Genomic DNA, 19,784 nt, shown 5'->3' with positions numbered 1-19,784 from the left:
ATGGATTTGAAGGCAACCGCTCAGCGACTGCGCAACTTGTTCGAGGGTGAGCAGTGTCTTGTCGTGCCGGTCTTCCAACGGCCTTACGTGTGGACACGCACCCGGAATTGGGAACCTCTCTGGAACGACATCACTGAGATGGTCGATCGCTTCTCGACCGATGAGGATGCTGAACCGCACTTTCTGGGTGCCGTCGTCCTGGACGCAACTGAGAAGGATTCGGCGGACATCAGTGTGCGACAGGTTATCGACGGCCAGCAGCGAGTTACGACTTTACAGGTCGTTCTGTGCGCTGTCCGTGATGCGATGATTGCTACCGACGCGCAGGCGCGCTTGGTCCGAGCGCTCCGTTCGTTGACTAGCAACGACGAAGGCCTTTCGGATGCCGATTTTGCACCGTTCAAGGTCTGGCCCACGTTGCGGGACCGAACTGAATTTCGATCCATCGTGAGCGGGGACGCACCGGGGCCCGGCGACTCCCGGCTTCGCGACGCATACGATTATTTCTTGGGTGCGACCTTGGCTTTCTTGGAAGAGTCTCGCACGGATCCCGAAAGAACAGCGTCTTTGGTGAAAGTGCTTCGAACTGGTCTGCAGGTCGTTGTCATCGAACTCGCGGCAACCGACAACGCCCAGGTCATCTTCGAGAGCCTTAACGACCGTGGCACACCTCTGCTCCCAAGCGATTTGGTGAAAAACTCCCTCTTTCAGCTCTTGGAGCGCTCGGGTGCAGACGTTGAGCAAGTCTTCGACGATCACTGGCGTCGGCTCGAAACGGACTTCTGGCGCGAGGAGATCCGGCAGGGCCGGCTCATCCGATCACGTCTCGACGCGTTTTTCGGGCACTATCTCACGATGTGTAGCGGCCAGGAAGTCTTGTCTACTGAACTGTTCACGGCCTTTAAGGCCTTGACTGCAAACTCTGGTCGCGAAGATCTGGTCGAACGTATCGAACACATTGCTACAAATAGCGACGCCTATCGGCGGATCATCGTGCGATCGGCCGGCGCAACACACCAGAAACTTATGGACGTTGCGGAGGCCCTTGACACGTCTGTCCTTGCACCCGTGGTGCTCTACCTTGAGCAGCACTCCAGTTCAGACGACCGGTCCGCGGCCTATGCCCACATCGAGTCATGGCTGGTCCGGCGTGCCGTTTTACGGTCCACTAGTAAGAATTACAACAGGATGTTGCTGGATCTTCTCAAGGCCTTGCGTGGAGCCGACGCTCCGTTCGAGCCCGTAGTCAAGAACTTTCTGCTATCTAATACATCGGAGTCCGGCCGTTGGCCTTCGAACAAAGAGATGCGGGACGTCCTGATATCCACCCCGCTGTACAAGAATCTCACACGGGCACGCAGCAAGCTCGTCATCCGCGGTTGCGAAGCAGGTCTACTCATTGCGTCAGGTATAGCCGCCGAACCAGCCCCGGACACATTCGAGGTAGCGCAGCTTCTCGTAGGAGATGATGTCCGTAGTGACGCCCTGCGAAATTCGATCGGCAACCTTGGTTTGGTCAACTCACCCCGACCAAGAGGAATTGCTACCGTGACCTCTTGGGTAGAGCGCGAAAGGTTCTTTCCCAAAGACGATTTTCTGGTGAATGCGCTCGCGCTATCTGAGATATCGGATGCGGCAGTAGCAGTCCGCGCCGCCGCAATGGCTGACGCCTTTTGTCGTCGATGGACACACCCAGACAGCAAGTCTATACCACCCCCGCCAGCGGCACTTGCGCCCGCGGTACAGAGCGCACTTGACGAACTTTGCGACCGCTTCGCTAATCTACCAATCGGTACCGCACTGCCATACGATACGCTCAGCCTTTCGACCGAGATCGATCAGCAGGATGTCGACGCCGAGTTGAACTCGTTGATCAACGGCGTAGAGCTGCTCAAGCTAGGCGACAGGTTCTTTATCGAAAAGATTGGCGAGATAAAAGCAAGCGATTGAGCATACGAACCACCCCTTGGTCGGCGGTCATCGCTACACACCCATCGTTTTGGCCGAATTCTATGCTTAATTATTTATCCACTGGTGCAACTAGACCACCCAACCGTGGAATAAGCCACAAACCAGAGGGACCGAGACCCACGCTCTCGCCTAAACGTGGGTCCCCGGCAGCCGTCTCCACAGACGTGAGTCTCATCCCCTCGATGGTGATGCCGTCCCAACCTTCGTCCTTGAATCGGTAGCCGAATTCGTAATTCATATAGCGCCCGAACTGCTTTCCCGTCATGCCGATTTCGGACCCCGAGCTCGTCGTCAAAACAAAAGCAGGAATGTCCTTGCCATGGGACAGCGCAGGTTCTGCAACTCCGGTGACGGGAGTGCCGAGGTCGACCTCTCGAAGGGCCTCTTGGACGTCCTGTGCTGCCAAAATGCCGGTATCCGCCCTCCCGACGACCTCTGCATCATCAGATTTAACTTCGAAGGCCCGGGTGTAGCGATTGCCCTTTTTGCTCTTCTTGCGCTCTCTCAGCCGCCCCTCATGGTCCTCGAACCACGACCAATCAGACGGAAGCTCGACGACGGCAATATCATGTCGGGCCCGACTCAGCGCGACGTACCGCTCACGTAACCTGGCCCAAGAGTCCGGGTCTCCTTTCACCCAGTCCGGATGAACAAAGTAGACGCTGTCGAATTCCAAGCCTTTCGCTCGGTGGATGGTTGACACAACGATATCTACCGAATCCGGTTCAGTCAGTTCCAACGGTAAACCCCTCCCGCTGATGAGGCCGCGGATACGGTGCAGATTGAGCTGATCCTTGGAACGAGGCCGCGACTCAGCAGCCTTCAGTCGATACCAAGCTTCGTCCCGAAGAATGCCTTCGAGCTGCTCTTCGATACGTGAAACTACATCCCCCCGTGCAACCTCGGGGCCGGCCATCCCGTCGAAAACATCGGCAATCCACCGGGCCGCACCGAAATCTTCAGCGTTCCGGCGAACGACGTGGCAGATATTCTGCGTAGAGAGCACCCTAGAAACTCGCAGAACCTCACCGTTCGTCGCGCAAAGAACCGCGACACTACCGTTCTGTTCGTAAAGGAACGACCAGTCAGATACGATCCCAGAGTGCGGGAATGTATTGGACAGATTCTTAAGATGTCCTGCCGCTGTCGTATTCGATGGTTCATCACGCATTTTGATACCGAGTCGCACAACATCTTTCGGACGACGACCTTGAGCGCGGTAGTTAACTGACAGAGACAATACCCTTGCACCAAAATTAGCGACTAGCTCATGACGAAAATCGTCTGACGTCCGCTTGCTGCGGGATTCCTCAAGTGTGAAGTCGTAGATTCCTTGCAACGGATCACCCAGTGCTGTGAAGCCAACCTCATCACCTAACTTGCCCAAGAGCGCGAGAACCAACTCTGCTCGGTCGCCGACAAGATCCTGTACCTCGTCGAAAATCACATGACGCAAGTCTTCGACGCCCGCCAAATCTCCCTGTCCTTTTAAGAGCTTCGTGGCCTCTCGGATTCGATGATCGAAACCACCATGCAGCTCAACGTCGTTCTCCCCCAGAAGGAAGGACGCAAAGGAGTCGAATGTCCGAACGTGTGGTGTTCCGGAGTCACGCTCCGCAGTCCTTCGTCGAACCGCCGCCACCGCTGCACGCGAGAAGCTGAGGACCAGTATCTCGACCGATGGCGACAGCCCCTCACTCGCCGCCAGGTGGTCGACGCGTGCCGCGACGACCTCGGTTTTTCCTTGCCCGGCACCTGCGGTGACCAGGGTGCGCGCATTCGCAGGTGCATTGACGATGGCCATTTGGTCTGCGTCGAGCTCTATCGCCGCCAAGTTGTCGGCGGCCGATTCATCCTCCTGCATTCTCGCCCCCAATGATGCCAGTGACGGGCCCTGTGGAGGCTATCGCCATACGTTCGCGGGCACGCGATCCGGCAACATAGAGCACGCTGCGAAGTTTCTTCAGTTCACGGTCCTTCGCTGCACCGGTCATGCTCTTGACGTACCGAGGCGGAAAGTCGGCCGCACCCATTCGACCCAACACCACTCCTCTGTATTCGAGCCCTTTGGCACGGTGCATCGTCATTACCCGGACCACGTCGCCGAGCTTCTCTTCTCGCGTGTCAGGGCCAACGATTGCGCTCTTCAGCCCCTCTGCAGTTAGGGACTCGACCAGCTCTGTCATGTGTCGCTTCTCGTAGGCGAAAACCGCAATGTCCGATGCCCTTAATCCGTCTGCACACCAGCTCTTCACGAGCGCGGCGATGCCGGCGCTCTCTGCTTGCGAATTCTTGAAGCTGATTATTTCTGGCTCCGGCCCACCGAAGACCGACCGGGCACCCTGCAATGTATCGGACTCAGTGTCGAGATCGTCTACGTCAGGATCCGCGACACCGAGCGTCCACCGGAGGATCTCCCGACTCGTGCGGTAGTTGATGGTTAACCGTCGCGAACGCCCTCTGGTCTCGATCCCGAATCGAGACAGGGGCGTCGGTCGACCATAAATGCGCTGGTGGGCGTCGCCGACGATGAAGAGGTCGTCGGAAGCTGGCTCAATCAGAGCCCGCAACATCTTCCAGTGCGCGGGATGCAGGTCCTGAGCCTCGTCGACAACTGCATGGCGGTAGTCGAACGAGGCTCGAAGCAATGGGTCGCCAGCCAGAGCAGCTGCGGCCCGTGCCGCGAGTTCGGTGAACGTGATCAATTTATCGGCGCGCATCAGCCTCTGAAACTGCTCGACCGCTACCCATACGTCGGCGCGCTGAGGCCGACTCAGTCTCCGTGAGCGCCCACTCCTCGGAATCCGAAGGTAACCAGCTTCGTCTTGTATCGCGTTGCCCAGCACCACCAAAGACCATTCATCGGCTAGGAATTCCGGTTCCCAGCTACCGGATGCCGATTGTCTGGCACTTCGCCACAGCTCCAAGACTCGATCGGCGCTCTCATGAACGATTGTCGAACCTTGAACCAGCACCCGGCCCGGTTCACTTGCCGCGACGATTGATCTCGCCAAGGAGTCGACGTTAAGAACATCAACCTTTCCCAAGATACCTGGGCCAGCCAATTCGACGAGCTGAGCCTCGATGGCCCTTACCAAGTTCCGTGTGAACGTTGTGAGCAAGACCTTCGACGACGGACCAGCCGAGTCGAGACCCTCCGCAAGATGACGCGCCCGGTGGATGGCTGTCACCGTCTTGCCTGTGCCTGCTCCGCCGGTGACTCGATACGGCCCATTCCACCCGTCGTGGTAGGCCAGCGACCGCTGCAATGGGTGCAACCAGACTCGCCACTTTGCAAAATCACCTTCGAGCACTGCGCGCAGCTCATCTTCATTGTCGGCCGCAGCCGCAGTGAAATTGAGCCTGGTAATGGGTCGCTGGAACGCCGTCTCAACATCATCAACATCGATCGGACCGACGTTGTCGATGCCATAGTCCTGCCACACCTCATCGGGACTCTTCCCGAACGCAAGGTCGAGCAAGGCGCTACCTTGCGTATCGGGAAGTGCACCAGCGATTGCGAGGAACGGCTTCTCGCCGATCACCGAGACCAGTTTCTCGGCAATGTCAGGGGCTATACCGAACCGTTCAAGGTCCAGTTGGCGCACGCTACTGGGAAGAAACCTCAGTTCGGAATTCGTAGCCGTCGTCGGAGCACTTTCCATCGCCGCCTGCAGTAGGGCGGGCTGATATAACTCGGCCGCGCCGGTCTTCGTATTCACCTCGAGACGAATTGTGCTCGCGAACTCATAAGCGTCGTCGTGCTTCTTGACTGCTATCAGCGATAGCAGCTCCGTGTCACCGTCTGCACCCGAGGTGACCAGAACCGCACGGTAGTTGTCGGTGACCCTCGCGGTACGTACGTGACTCTGGGCACCCTGCGGATGCTTGAGATCGAGACCTGGAGACTCGGGCTCTCGCTGAAGTCGGACCATGAAGTTGAGCACCCGGTTTCGGATGCTCCCGTCTAGTCGGTCGTAGGAATCCTCGAACTGTTTATGTATGAGAACTTGAACGGTCATCTCACTCCTTTCGTGATCAATGCGTCGAGGTTCACTGCTGTCGACTTCGTGTCACTGCCCGCATCGATGCTCACGACGGCCCACCCGTGGTCGTCCAACCACTTCTCGCGTTCGCTATCGGAGTCGATCACCACCGCCACCTTGGAATCCTCCCAAGCCATCTCGACTTGCCAGACCATGTCGACCCGTCCGATCTCGAGCCCTGACTCCGGCGCAGCTACTCCTCGCTGCACCAGCGACCAGATCAGTTCGGCAAGCGATGTATCCGCGTATTTTGCGACGAGTGTCCAGTCCGCAGGCATTTCGAGTCCGGCCTCGGACAGGTCGCTGCCCGCACCGGCAAGCGGTATCGGCTGTGAGACCAATTCCCCCAGTGATCTGGTAGTCCAGATAGCGGCCATTCGCCGGGGCATCACGGTGCCATAGACCGGCATCGTCAAGAACTGGAAGACGTTGGACCACCGGAGCCAGTCACGCCAGTGCGCGTCGTGGTCCAGTCCACCGATCGCGGCTTCCGAATCGTCTAGAACGGAAAGCACACCAAGGGAACGCTCGTGGTCAGCAGTGTCCGCACAGATCCACATCGGGAGACCAGTCAGTCCGTGGCGCGGGACGATCATGATCGTGCCGCTCGCGTCTGCGGGTGGAGTTAGCCCTTCAGCAAGTGCGACGAGCGCTGCGCCCAACTGGGCACCCGTAGTTTGAACGGGCGCAGCGCGCCCATGCTTTGGGGATGCCGGGACTAATTCAAGAGTGGTCTGAACCGCTCCGGCACCCCACACGTCGTCATCTGGGTCTGCGAGATACTCGATCAGAAAAGTAATCGGGTTTCCCCACATGTATCTGACGCGAGTGTCGGACATGGTCTCGCCGACAACATTTTTCGTGTGCTGGTGAAGCATCTCGGGGCTTGTCAGCTTGGCCGAAACATTCTCGAACACCGCAACGTCATCCCACGAGATCGACCAGACACGCTTGTCACCCCGACGCAAGGCGTCCCGCTTGAAAGCATCATCCGCCGTTCGATTATTCTCGACACTCGCGTGAAAGTGCTTGCCGTCAAGATAGATTGCAACATCCGCGGTTTGCGCGTCGACTCGGGTCAGCAGGAAATCGGGCTCGGTCGCGACGCCGAGTTCGACGACCTGCACCAGCGGACGCATACGCCAGCGCCGGACCTCGCCTCCACCCCCGGGTAGACGGATGTCGAGTTCTTCGCCCTTCGCGCCGATCGATACCTCGAACGACGCACCATCTCGCTGGTCGAGATGTAGCTTCAACGCCTCGCGGAAACGAATCTCTAACTCACTGAGCTGTACCGACCCGATATCCACGCCGGTGACGGAATCTATTTCTTCGACGTCCCATTCCGCCAGGAACTCATCCAACAAGCGTAGAGCCGAGTCACGTGACGCATTCGGCATCTCTCGCGGTGAGAGCACCCCGTACAGGCAACGATGGCACGCGGCGCGCTCTTCGGTGCGGCACGGACACTGAGCCAATGCCTCATGCGCCAGCACGAGAATGTGCTGGAGGCGATCGGACTCACCGAAGCGGTCAAGGTAACCGGTACCGCCTGGAACTGTGTCGTGAAGTACCAGGAACCGACGGATTGCCCCTGCGGAGTCGGTCATGCTCGAAGCGACCACCGAGAGGTGTTGGGGATCTCCACCGAAGTCCTTTCGAAGCCCCAACAACAGCGCACCTTTGAACGAGGCAAGGGTCGTCTCGAAGTGCAGCAACGACACCGGGAGCAGTAGTCGGACAGCCTGCGTACTGAGCTCATGGGAAAGCAACAGCCGAGTCCACTTCTCGGCGGTGCCGCGACGCGTTGCGCAATACCCACGATGTCGGGCGTCGGCAGTTGCGGACGCTCGACGTACGACGACGCCGCAGTGCGCACACGTCGTGAAGCCAGCGGCGTTATTCGTTTCGCCCGCGATCGTGACGTCCTCTCCGGGCGCGTCGCCGAGCCCGGTATTGATGGAGCGGACCACCGCTATCCGCGCATACTCGGCACCGAATGCCTTGTCCTTCAGTCGCCAGGCCTTGGTGATCGTCGTGGGATCGATGTCGACGCTCGTGGTTGTGCTGAAAAAGGTTCGTGTGCGGTCTTCGGCTTCCTCGTCGATGAGGACGTCATCGAGGCGATGTACCGCGGACACCTTTCGTAGTTCGAGTACGTCGTGCACGGCGCCGGAGTCCGACACCGCCGCGGAATGGCACCGAGGGCAGGCTGACACCGGAGCTGAATCGGTTGTCCCCCAACCGCAGTCAGGGCACAGGCGAGTGGCGAGCCAGTGCGGTCGGGACGACGGGCCGATGTCCACCGCGTCGATCTCGACGCGCTTGCCCCCGGCATAGAAGAAAGCACCGGGCGCGAGTTCGGTTAGCGCGGTTGAGCTCCCCCGCTCGTAGGTGAGATCCAGCGCTTCGGCCTGCGGCTTGCCACCGGGTGCGGTGCCGGTGGTCCACCACAGGTGAACGTCGAGAGCCGTCGAATCGTCCAGCAAGTTGTAGTTCGGCAAGAGCCCCACGCCCGACAAGCCGGTTAACGTCTCGAGTTTGCTTCGTTCGTAGAGCTGATCGCTGAGGGCTTTGAATTCGCCTGCGCAGCGCTTGCGATCTTCTTTCTCGAGATCGCCGAGATGTCCGTGCTTGTCTATCTCGTCCATCGTCTTCGCCAGCTCATTACGGCGCGAACGGATCTCGTCGCTCTCACCCGCCCACCGTGCCGCCGTCTCCGCGACGACTGTACGAAGACCGCCATCAGCGAACACGCGAAGGCCTACGCGGGAGTCCTCGCTGACATGGTCGCCGAAGAGCGCTAAGAACTGAGAAGCGAGTTCGGAAGACTGGGCGATGCATTCCTCGACCACGGATCGTAGCCAGTGACCATCAGCCATGCCGTCGTCGAGGCACTCGGCCAATCTGGTGGGCATAGGTTGCGGGAGCGAGATGGTTCCCGCAGCGAGCCTGTCCAGGCAGAACGCAAAGTATTGGCGCTGCAGAAGCTCGGTCGCGTCGAGGTAAGCGCCCGGCGGCAGAACCTCGCCGGCGAGGAGGTGTTCGGGCTCTGCGAAGAAGTACAGGTCGCGTGGAGAGGTGGGGACCGCGGCGAGCACGAAGGCGTTACCGGTCGACCGCCCTGCACGTCCTACGCGCTGCAGGTAGCTGGCCGTTGACCGCGGCAGCGAGGCGAGAGCAACTGTGCTCAGATCACCGATGTCGATGCCGAGTTCCAGTGTCGGAGTGCAGGCTAAAATATTAGGGTCCGAGGCAGAACCTCCGGTTTTGAATCGAGCCTCGACCAGCTCCCGTTCGTCTCGGTCCAGGAGTCCGGTGTGTTCGGCGCTGACAATGCGGCGGATCCTGCCGCTGCGGTAGAGATCGCGATAGAAGTTCGTGGGCTCGATCTCCACGGTGCCGAGTCGGCCGGTGCATCGCATCCGTGGGCATGGCGCACCTTCCCAGATCGCGATGCGGGATGCAGCGGATGGCTGGACATGATGACACACAGGACATTCCAGACGGGCGACGTCGGTGCCGTCGAGGAGTACAGCTGCAGGGTCCAATCCGTAGATGTGTGCACCGCGCTCGCCTGAGCGTCGTTGCAGCGGTCCTTCGGCGTTCGCAAGCTGATCGACGACAGCGGTGAGCAACGCCCGCGCCTCGCTCGGCGTGACTTCGAGGCAGCGCTTCGTCCAATCAGTGAGCCAGGATTCGCCGCGCGGATTGAGTGACTGGAGGTCGCTGTCGCCGGCGACGCCCGTCGTGTAGAACGATGGCGCAGGCCGGCCTCGGGGGAATTTGGTCATGCCATCGGGACTCCCGCCCCAGATCGACCAGCGCTTACCTTCTTCCTTGATGTAAGTGTGCAGCCACGGATGAACTATCCCGCCGTTGACGCGGAGGTGATCGAGCAGACCCAGTAACCACGGCTCATAGCGACTGCTCGGCAACGAGCTGGCCAAGCTGAGCTGCGCGAGATTCTGATGCGCTTCGCGGCTGTGCTCGGCGAATGACGTCAGATCGACATCGACATCCACCGACAGAGCCGATGTGATTTCGAGAGTACGACCGGTGCGTGCATTGAGTCCCGCCTCCAGATGCGCTTGAAAGGCCAGTCGCATTGCGAGTAGTGAACGAAGTCCACCACCAGAATCATGGTCGAGCCAGTCGGCATCGCCCGCAAGGCGGCGGGCGAAGTCGGGAGGCGTGATCGCATATAAATCGTCGGTCGAGGTGCTCGTCGCGAGGCGTTCGGCAACGGCGGCGAGGTCAATTCGACCGGCGCTCACGGACCGGAACATCGCGGACCTGAAGTTGAACGCGAATGCGCGGCCCTCGATGAATGCCGCCCGGTGAGCGGCATCCTGGACCGAGTCGGTGAACACCAGCGTCTTCTTCTCGTCATCCGCCAGCACACTCGAACCGAACTCGGTCGTCAAACCGACGCTCAACAGCGTGGCAACGCTCGAGCCCACAAACCGGATCGCGTTACGCGCCCCGCACGACGGGCACACCTCATTAGCGGCGTCCTCAGCTGTCGCCGACACGTGCACCGGCAGCAAGCCATCGCCTGGCTTGGGCTGAATTTCGAGAGTCTCCGGATCGAGATGCGAAACGCCGTTTTCGGCAGCGTCAGCAGCGAGCAGCACGCGCGTCTTCCCTCGAGACGTCGGTCGAGCGCTGTTGCGCCAGACTGCTACTGGTTCCCCGGAGAGGCTGTCGCCGAGTTCAGTGGTTGCTGCCATCCATCCGGCGCGACCGCATACCCGGCAATAGGCCGCGGGCAGCGTCGGTGGTCCTTCGCTGGGACCGTCGTGCCACCAATGGAATTCTGGTTCCGGAGCCACGGCGCGAAGTAATCTGCTGACCTCGCGAACCCATACCTGTACCTGGACATTCACCAACGGCCGGAGCGTGCCGTGCGGATCCTGTACCCGCGCGACCGACAGCAAGGCTAGGAATTTCAACAAAGCGGCCTGAACTTCTTCTGGCCGAGAGGTGTTGTGGACTCCCCACGGCAGGATGCCCGCTTGAGCGATCCCCGTCACGGCATCTGAGATTGACCGAGGGTCACCGCCCAACACGTCGATCACCACCCTAGTGAGGAAATGCCTTCGAAGACTCTCACCCACCACCACGGGGTCGGTGAAGTCCGGGCCTTTCCCGTTTACAGGGTGACCTGCCGCATTCAGGACAGCTTCTGCCAACGGCACCCATGATTGAGGGTCGGACGATCTTGGTGTCGATGTGTTCAGGATGTCGCCGACCGTCGGGATCTCGAGAGTGAAGTCGACGTCGCCAACAACATCGATAGCGGTCAACGCGCTCTCGGTGACTAGCGATTCGGCGTCAAACGGCGTCCCGAATACGGTTTCGGCGAACGCAAGAAGTTCGGCCGTTCGCGAGCCACCTCCCAGCGTCGCCGACGTGGCGACCGGCGTCACACGGCCGAGCGGCCTTCCCTCGCCCGCAACTCCCAACTTGGCACCCAAACGGCGGAGCAACATGGAGACGTCAGTTCCTTGAGCGCCGTCATACGTATGGAACTCGTCGAGAACCAGATATTGAAGGCTGGTCGCGGCATCTGACCACAGGCCTGCGTCAGCCGCGCGCAGCAACAGCAGGTCGAGCATCCGATAGTTGGTCAGAAGGATGTCGGGAGGGTTCTGCCGCAACGTGTCTCGGTGGTCAATCAGAGCGTGCTGAGTAGGGCGGCGACGCTTCCCGTTGCCGCCGATGTAAACGCCTGCGGTTACATCCGCAAGACGCGGGTCGTCATGGATGTACTCGGCCAGCCGACGCGCCTGGTCGGTTACCAGAGCATTCATCGGATACAAAATGATCGCTTTGATGCCCGTTTCGCCGCGGGCCGCAGCTCGACGTGCGTGATCGAGCACCGGAACCAAGAATGATTCCGTTTTGCCCGAACCCGTACCGGTTGTGACGATGGTCGGCTGCGCAGGCTTGCCGTTCGTCGACAAACGATGAAACGCCTCGGCCTGGTGCCGGAAAGGCCTAAACCCCGGTGGAAGCCACTCGAGCGGGGACTGCCGTCCCTGACCAACGGATTCATAGGGCGTTCGAACCTTCACGTACGGGCCGCGGAAAATACCAGTCTCAGGGCTTGCCAAGAAGCCACGCAACGCAGTCTGAGCAGTGGGATCAGACAAAGCAAAAGTTGTCGATAGGTACTCAACAATTGACCTGCGCGTCTCCTCGGCCAAAAGAGAAGGAAATGAGGGTTGTTTAAGTTTCATGCCTTGGCGAGTCTTTGTTCGAAGTCAGCATAGGCGATACGCATCTCGGCCTCACGGTCCGGCTTATAGAACCACGGATCATCATGGTTAGCATCGGGCGCGAAGGGCTTATAACGGTCGAGGAGATCTCCGCAATCCTGCCCACTACTCCATGCCTCCAATAGCTTGAAGTCGTCTTTCTTTTGCCAGACACCCTGCGCGTGGTGTTCTTTAGCAATTTTTCTACCGTCCGCGTCGAAGTACATCTGATACTCGTATTTGCGGAGCACCGGAAACTGTGCTCGATACATGAGTGCGAGATCCTCCGAGGTCAAACCGAGCATCAGTGCGGCGAGTGCGTCAATTTCGACCAACGCACTTCTACGCTCCATATCGAGGCGCAAAGGGCTAGATCTATCCCAGCGTCCGGAGCGGGACAAGTCCGAACAATAGGGCCCAAACGCCGATGTCCACCTATCGGTGGTGTCGAGGCTAGACTCCAAGGTGTTCCAGTACTCAGAGAAGTCCCGACTCATGCAATTGAGACGTAGGGCTCGGCGGACGAGCCAGTTACTAAGATTTTCGTCGTGAGGTGCCGGGAAGCTAGCTATCAGCTCCGGACTGACGTGACTCATGCCACTTACCTTAATTAGATAGTCAAACGGCAACGACGCCCACAAACCCGCCAGGCGTACTAATTCCCACAGAGACTCCAGTGACTCGCTTGTACGACCGATCGATTCTCGTGAACCAACCGCCATCGAACACACTGCGTGGACGTGAGCTGCACCTCTAGGAAGCAACGCGGCATGAAGCGATCGCTCCAAACCCGGCTGAGTCATATTCCTCCAACCCATTCGCAAGCAGTCCGTTGCAACGGCATCGCCCCACATCGGTAAACTTTCCCTGTAGTCTGAGAAAGTTCCGGCAGCCTGGTAGTTTGTTCGAGGAATGTATAATTCGTCAAACCCATCCAGATCAATCGTGGACCAATCTTTGTTCGATTTGCAATTCTCGTTCGGCTCTCTGTATAGCGGGTTCGCCACTGATATATTTGGGCCTTGCAGAATCACATCTGCCCAGCGCTCGTTACGCTCCGTCTTCCATACAATCTGATCTTCACGCTTCGCTTTTCCTTCGTCAAAACAAAAGGTAAAGATGTAATCGAGATCCGAGAGCTTTCGGCTTTGCTGGGCATACACAGCCAGGATACTAAGGTGCTCAGTTGTGAGCGGGCGGACCAAGCGAGCACGTTCGGGCAGGGTTCCGGGCGGGTCGAATACTTGCGCCCAGGATTTCAGAACGGTCCGGTCGACTCGCGCGACGCGAGACTTGTGTGGCCGCAGATCCCATCCTCCCCAGGGATGTTGGGTTGCAGGTACCGGACCTTCTCCGTCATGCTCAAGGCTTCCATCTACAAGTGCCGGGTCTTGCAACGTCGACATATTTAGAAAGTTTATTTCTCGCGGAGTTCCATACACGCACACGCTATACGATATATTGTTGTCGATTTCAGGAAAAAGCAATAGATTGTTTCCGAACTGAAAATGCCTGCGTAGCCGAACGTAGATCTGCTCTCGGAAAGCACCGCCCTTAGGGTCGGTGAAAACTCCCTCTGGATGAAGGATTCCGGCTGCGGACTTCGGGGCGAGGTTTCGAAAGAAGCGGTCAATGAACGCGCTATAAAGGTTCACTTTTGTTCCGCGCAACAAGGGATACTCTACGACACTTCCGAGGACGCTTACTGACCCCGCCCACATCGAAAGACTTTCCAAATATGAGTGTCGGTAATTACTTTCCAGTACGTGTAGCCTCATAAGTTTAAACTTGCTATTTTCTATTTTCTCCGCCAGCAAAAATTGCGGTTGCGCCTCCGCAAGCTCTACTGCGTCATTCCACGATGGCCTAACCCAAGGAGGATTGCCAATCTGTAAATCGAAGCCGCCATGCCTGAATACTGACGCGTAGTCCAACTCCCAGTGGAAAAAGGCTTGAACCCGTGCGATCTCACGTACCAGGCCGAGCCAAGGGTGCCTTACCAGCAGGTCAGGCATTCGCCGCATACCGGAGAACACTCGGTCTTGGTCATCGATCATTGCAAGTTCTTCGAACCCACCGGCGAGATCCTGGAACGTGCCTTGCGATTTGTCAATCTTCTGGATACCGGCTGCACCGAGAAGCTCCTCAAGAGTGAGGATCCACTCATTCAGGTCGGGTAAGTAGGAATGCTCCTTGTCGTCGTTAAGTTCTGATGCGGTAAGCGGCCAGAACCAGAGTGAGCACCAAGCATCCATGACCAGGCGTAACCGCGCGTAGGGCCCCTCAGGGTCATGCAATTCCTCTTCGACCCTGCCTCGATCGACTACATCAGCGGACGGCGTCAATTTAGCGCCCCACACGTCGATTTGTCGCGAAATTTGCTGCTCGCTGATCTCAAGCCGCCGAAGAACTAGCGCCCACAGTCGCTCGACGCGCGTCGCCAAGGACCGCAATCGGTTGAGTTGCTTAGCGTCGGGCTTTTTGGTGATCGACTTACGCCAGGTCCTCAGGGCCTGAGCCGCTTCAGGTGCCAACTCTTTCGCTTGCTTGGCATCAGCGACTGCGGCCCAACCGTCGGCAGGAAGAAGGAAGTGGTGGATCTCTCCGTCGCCGATTCCGCCCTCGGACAGTGGCCGATCGATAGGCGGAGTCTTCAGCCAGCTCTTCTTGGCTCGACCAAGCGAGGTGAAGTCATAGGTGGCGCGGCGGGCTCCGATTAGTGAGTTGCCGCGCCGAAGGTGCAGCCCGAACCATGGTGCCTGAAGTCCGGGGTGCATAACGTTCAGCCACAGTGAGACCTCTGCGAGTTCGACTGCAGTGGAATTCAAGTCGACGCCATAAGCCCGGTGCAGCGCCAGGTATGCCTTCACCTTTTGGAGCTCAGTCGTGTAATCCTCCGGCTTGATTCGCTCCTTGAGTTCATCTTGCCGGCGGCTTAGATATTCAGCCGATAGCTGATTGATAGCTTCATTGAGAAACGCCCCGCTGCCGAGGGCCGGCTCGCAGATGCGATACTCGAGAATCTCGCCGGCCGTCGTCTCATCGGTGACCAGTTCGGCAAGTGCATGCTTCACCACACACTTCGTGAGAACTTCCGGTGTGTAGTACGAGGCACTGCGCTGTCGGTCTCGGCCGGACAGACGAAATACGAAGCTGCCCTCGGGATGACGGACAATGTCCTTTCGACCAGTCAGACGGTCCTCGCGCCAGACGATGTCCTTCTCGTCGTACTCAGCCGACTTTGTCGACGGCACCAGCCAGGAACCTTTGTCGGCATTTCCGTCCTTGGCCACTTCGATCATGTTGTCGGTGGCGATCAGCCCCGAGTAAGACATCAGCCCCTCGTACACGGCACCGAGCTGGTTGATGCCGAGCTGCGCATAAGAGATGTATCCGCGTTGCCTGTTCTTGTTCTTTGACGGCTTGGACAGGAGCAAAAGGTTCAGCACCTCTTGCAGTACCCGGTTACTGAGTCGCATCCCCTCACCGTCGATGAGGGGCGTCTCTTCAGGATCGAACAGATCCGACCGAAGCGGCTCGAATACAAAGGCATCGGTGCTCGCGCGGCCTGCGTTGTGGCCGGTGTTGACCAGGCGAAACAGCCGATCGAGTGACTCGTGCAAGTGGTGGCCCTCGGCCGAGCTTCCGGCCAACGGCACCTGCACCATCTCCCGGAGGCGATCAAGGCCATAGCCCGATTCGTACTCGGGGGTGCCCACGGGCAGAACGCCCAGTTCTGGTCGAGCTTCGGCGAAGAGCAAGAACAGGACTCGATACAGAAACCGGAGCGACTGCGTGGTCAGGTCGCGCGGCAATTCGGGCACGCCCTCGACCTGCAGGCCCGCAGCACGCCTGCGGGTTAGTACCTCGTTCGCGATCTTCTCGATCGAGATACGGAGTCCCTCCCGGAGGTCCTCGCTGACGCCGACCGCGTGCTTTTCAGAGTCTTCGGTGTAGTGATCGAGTTCGGTCTTGCCATCTTCATCCGGAAGCAGCGCATCCGAAGACCACAATCCGGCGTGGTAGGCGAGTTCGCCTGCGGCCTTGACGTCGCGACGGTCGAGCGCGGTCGCAATGTCGAAGCCGAGGTACCGGCCTTCTGCCCACCGTGCGACGTCGGTCAACAGCGCCACACCTCCGGCTACGACCAGCAGGTACCGAGGTGCGTCGTCGCTCACGAACAACTGCGTCACCGCGTCAGCCACCGACGTCACCTCCTCGATATTTTGACTGGTGACGTGGATTCGGAACGGCTCGATGAGCTCCGCATCGCCTCCGAGGAGCGCATCGACGCTGTCGACAGGTACCGCGTGCAGGATGTGCAGCGAGTCCGTCGTACTGGTGCTGGGGAAACGTGCCAGAAGGGGGACATCGATGGGTGTATTCGCTTGCAGCGTTTCAATTGTTGTCGCGGCAGCCTGGAACCCGACCGCTGCGAGCAATCCGGTATGGACCTCTGTCACTCGGCTCGGGTACTCCGATGCCCCTACTGGAGGGAGGTCGGCAAGTTCCTTCAGGTAAGCGCCGGCAATGGCCGACAGACCTCGCAGCGGCGTCGGCTTGTCCTGTTCGGCACGTTCCTTCCACCCCTTGGCGAGGTCCTTCAATCTCGATGGGAAAACTTCCGCGAGCCAATGCTCGGACAAGAAGTCGTTGGCGTTGTGGATCGAATCGAACACGACTCAGGCCCTCGCTTTCGGAATGATGACGCCGACGACCCGTACGAACGGATCGCCTGAGGCCGCAAGTGAATCGATGATCGCACTCCAGGCATCGGCGGTCTTTTCGATGTCCAGTCGCGTGTTCTTCCGCGCGCCGGTCTCGGTGAACACCGTCAAGGCAGTTTGCTCCCAGCTTTTAAGGCTGGCGCGGTATCGGTCCACTCGTTCGAGGAGTTCGACCTCGAAGTCGTCTCGTCGAGTACGAATATGTGCTGTCGCAGCATCGACTGCCCCCGCAACGTTCTTCTGCAAATCTCCAAGGAGTTCGTTGTTGACCCCCGGGTTAGTCGCGCCTTCACGAATGCCCGCGACGTCGACGATCTCGTCGAAGTCACGAACATCAGGATCACCCGGTAGCCCACCGACGGCACCCCAGTGCGCGATAGCCGGGCTGCCTGCGTCGTTGGACCAGACCGCCTGAGTCAAGAAATGGGGTTCGTCCACGTCGCCTGCGACGACCGGGATCTCGTTCCGGCCGAATCGACCCACAGCGCGATCACCGGCCCAGTCGAGCACGGGATGAATCGGCGCCAAGAAATGCACGTCGGGCCAGGATGTCTTTTTTGCCTTCTGGGTACGAGTCAACCGTCCTTGTGCGAACGTCTTGCTGCCGGTGAGCCGCAGTCGCTCGGCGATGCCTTGTTCGTCGAGGTAGTCAGGCGGCAGATCGCGGAATCGATTGATCAAATCGTCAGGGGGCCTGAACGCGACGAAATCATTGTCGGCGTCGCGCTCGATCTCCATATCCGGCCCGAGTTTGCCGCTACTGATGTCCGCGAGCTCATCGGTCAGGTAGTTGTCGTCGTCCTCGAAGAATGTCGACAGCTCCGCTGTCTCGGGAGACGTGTCGGCACGGTGTTCGCCGCCGGTGGCCATCAACGCCGCAAAAGGATTGAGCTTGGCCGGTGTGGCCTCGGGGACCACGTCGTCGATGTCCTTTCCTTGTCGGATCGCCTCCATCACCTCGGCTTCTTCGATCTTCGCGTCATGGAGGTTGAGGAGCGCGCCTGCATCGCCGAGAGCTCGGTTCGCTTCGTCTTCCTTCCGCAGAAGCTTCGTCACCACGTTCAGGTCGTCGGTGACATCGGCGTGGGCTTCGGCGGTAAGAGCCAGTGCGGTGATCTGCGGTCGATGGAGCTGGCCATAGCGATCGATACGACCATTCCTCTGTTGGATACGGATGAACGACCATGGCAGGTCGTAGTGCACCAACTGGTGGCACTCCTTGTGGAGGTTCAGCCCCTCCGAAGCCATGTCAGAGGCCACCAGCACTCGAATGGGGGACGAGCTTTGCCCGAACCCCTCGACGACCTCTTGGATTTTCTGGTCGGACAATCCCGCGTGCAAAAGTTCGACCGGGTGCAAGTCAGCTGTCGGCTTGCCGGAGAATTTCAGTCGCCTGCTGACCTCGTCGTGTAGCCAGTCGATGGTGTCGATGCGCTCGGAGAAGATCACGACACGAGTGTCGGAGTCTTTGCCGACCCCGATTTTCTGAAGGTGGCGGATGAGCGCGTCGAGCTTGGCGGGGGTGCTTTTGTCAGCAGCCGCTGCCAGCTCGTCGAGGCGTCGGAGCGCCATCGCCTCCGGCCCCTTCTCGTCGTCGACGTTCTTGAGGCGTCTTCCGACGCTCGCGCGCAGCGCTTTGGGCGAGGAAAGGAACGCTTTGTACAGCGTCCACGGAAACAGTTGCCGCCCCTGCCCGGTGATGACCGATGGCCCGTCGGGATGCAGCCAGACATGTTCCAGCTCGCGCAGCACGTCCAGCTCTGCTGGGGTCGGTTCGACTCCGACAACTTCCGGCTGCAAACGCTCTTTCCATTTATGTGCCACGTCGAGCTTCACATCCGGCGAATTCCGGTGGCGTCGTACGTATAGATGCTCGATGTCTTTCGCCGAGTACTTGTCGTGATCTGCGATCGCAGTCGGATCCAGCAAGTTCACCAGCTCAGCAAATGACTCCGGCTTGCCGTTGTGTGGCGTAGCACTGGCCAGGATCAAGGCATCGGTCTGCTCCGCGAGCAATTTCGCGAGTGCGTTGTTCTGCGTCCCGCGGTTGATGAGGTTGTGGCACTCGTCGATCACTACGGCGTCCCAGTGCTGGTTCTTGAGGTGGTGCTTGTACCTGGCCGGGTTCTTCAAAGTGTCGATGGAGACGATGACCCGCTTGTAATAGCTAAACGGATTACGTGACGCGGGCAGGTCTCTTTTGACCTTCTGAATGCCATCCGAGTCCAGACGGATCAGGGGAATGGCGAACCTGGTCCACAGTTCCTGCTGAAACTGCTCGAGGACAGCGCGCGGCGTCACGACCAGAATGCGCTCGCCACGTCCGCGTCGGATGAGTTCGGACAGAAGGATTCCGATCTCGAGCGTTTTGCCCAGGCCGACCGCGTCGCCGATCAAGATGCGTGGTCGCAGATTCTGTAGAGCCTGAGAAGCCGGCCGAAGCTGGTAGTCCATGCGATCGAGCAGGGCGCGATGGCCAACCGTGATGCGGGTGTCGGCACTGGGGATCGGGCTACCCCGACGGACCGACTCGAGCCAGAGCCGGGTGCGTCGGAATCCCGGCGAGGTATCGGCAACGAGGGTGCCCTGTTTCGGATCGAGGCGCTCGATGTCGTCGAGCTCGGGGTGGTCGAAAAAAACCGCATCGAGATCGCGAACTAGTTCGCTGACCCCCGTCACCTCAACCCGAGTCCCGTCGAACTCGGTCGACCGGACGGACCGGACCAGCCATTCTTCATCGCGAACGATCACTCGTTCTCCCGCGGCAATATCTGCCA

6 protein-coding genes are annotated in these 19,784 nt (G+C 59.2%); 1 reads left to right on the top strand and 5 read right to left on the bottom strand.

Features of this window, described 5'->3' with window-relative positions:
- Window positions 1-1,950, top strand: a complete 1,950-nt coding sequence (locus tag AABD04_RS07685) for a DUF262 domain-containing protein (RefSeq protein ID WP_341440746.1) — start codon at window positions 1-3, stop codon at window positions 1,948-1,950.
- 70 nt (window positions 1,951-2,020) lie between these two features.
- On the opposite strand, the gene AABD04_RS07680 is transcribed toward AABD04_RS07685, so the two are convergent.
- Genes AABD04_RS07680 through AABD04_RS07660 form a run of 5 tightly spaced genes read right to left on the bottom strand, consistent with a single transcriptional unit; the run spans window position 2,021 to window position 19,758 of the window.
- On the bottom strand, window positions 2,021-3,835 hold the full coding sequence (locus tag AABD04_RS07680; protein ID WP_341440745.1) for an ATP-dependent helicase: 1,815 nt from the start codon (window positions 3,833-3,835) through the stop codon (window positions 2,021-2,023).
- Complete coding sequence (locus AABD04_RS07675) at window positions 3,822-5,993, bottom strand: UvrD-helicase domain-containing protein (protein ID WP_341440744.1); 2,172 nt, start codon at window positions 5,991-5,993, stop codon at window positions 3,822-3,824. Before AABD04_RS07675 ends, AABD04_RS07680 begins: the two co-directional genes overlap by 14 nt.
- Window positions 5,990-12,262 carry a DEAD/DEAH box helicase gene (locus AABD04_RS07670; protein ID WP_341440743.1) on the bottom strand — a complete coding sequence of 2,091 codons (6,273 nt, stop codon included), beginning with the start codon at window positions 12,260-12,262 and terminating at the stop codon, window positions 5,990-5,992. The genes AABD04_RS07675 and AABD04_RS07670 overlap by 4 nt, the downstream gene beginning before the upstream one ends.
- Complete coding sequence (locus tag AABD04_RS07665; RefSeq protein ID WP_341440742.1) at window positions 12,259-16,959, bottom strand: restriction endonuclease subunit M; 4,701 nt, start codon at window positions 16,957-16,959, stop codon at window positions 12,259-12,261. The genes AABD04_RS07670 and AABD04_RS07665 overlap by 4 nt, the downstream gene beginning before the upstream one ends.
- A gap of 3 nt (window positions 16,960-16,962) precedes the next feature.
- Complete coding sequence (locus AABD04_RS07660; protein WP_341440741.1) at window positions 16,963-19,758, bottom strand: DEAD/DEAH box helicase; 2,796 nt, start codon at window positions 19,756-19,758, stop codon at window positions 16,963-16,965.
- Between the last annotated feature and the right edge of the window lie 26 nt (window positions 19,759-19,784).

Origin of the sequence: Rhodococcoides navarretei, from assembly GCF_038069675.1 — a bacterium.
GTDB lineage: Bacteria > Actinomycetota > Actinomycetes > Mycobacteriales > Mycobacteriaceae > Rhodococcoides > Rhodococcoides navarretei.
Note: the sequence above shows the minus strand (reverse complement) of the source record. Positions and strands in the feature narration are given on the sequence as shown.

What these genes read in the sequence shown, in the direction of transcription:
- AABD04_RS07685 (WP_341440746.1), top strand. Translation starts at nt 1, where the DNA reads ATGGATTTGAAGGCAACCGCTCAGCGACTGCGCAACTTGTTCGAGGGT.
- AABD04_RS07680 (WP_341440745.1), bottom strand. Translation starts at nt 3,835, where the DNA reads ATGCAGGAGGATGAATCGGCCGCCGACAACTTGGCGGCGATAGAGCTC.
- AABD04_RS07675 (WP_341440744.1), bottom strand. Translation starts at nt 5,993, where the DNA reads ATGACCGTTCAAGTTCTCATACATAAACAGTTCGAGGATTCCTACGAC.
- AABD04_RS07670 (WP_341440743.1), bottom strand. Translation starts at nt 12,262, where the DNA reads ATGAAACTTAAACAACCCTCATTTCCTTCTCTTTTGGCCGAGGAGACG.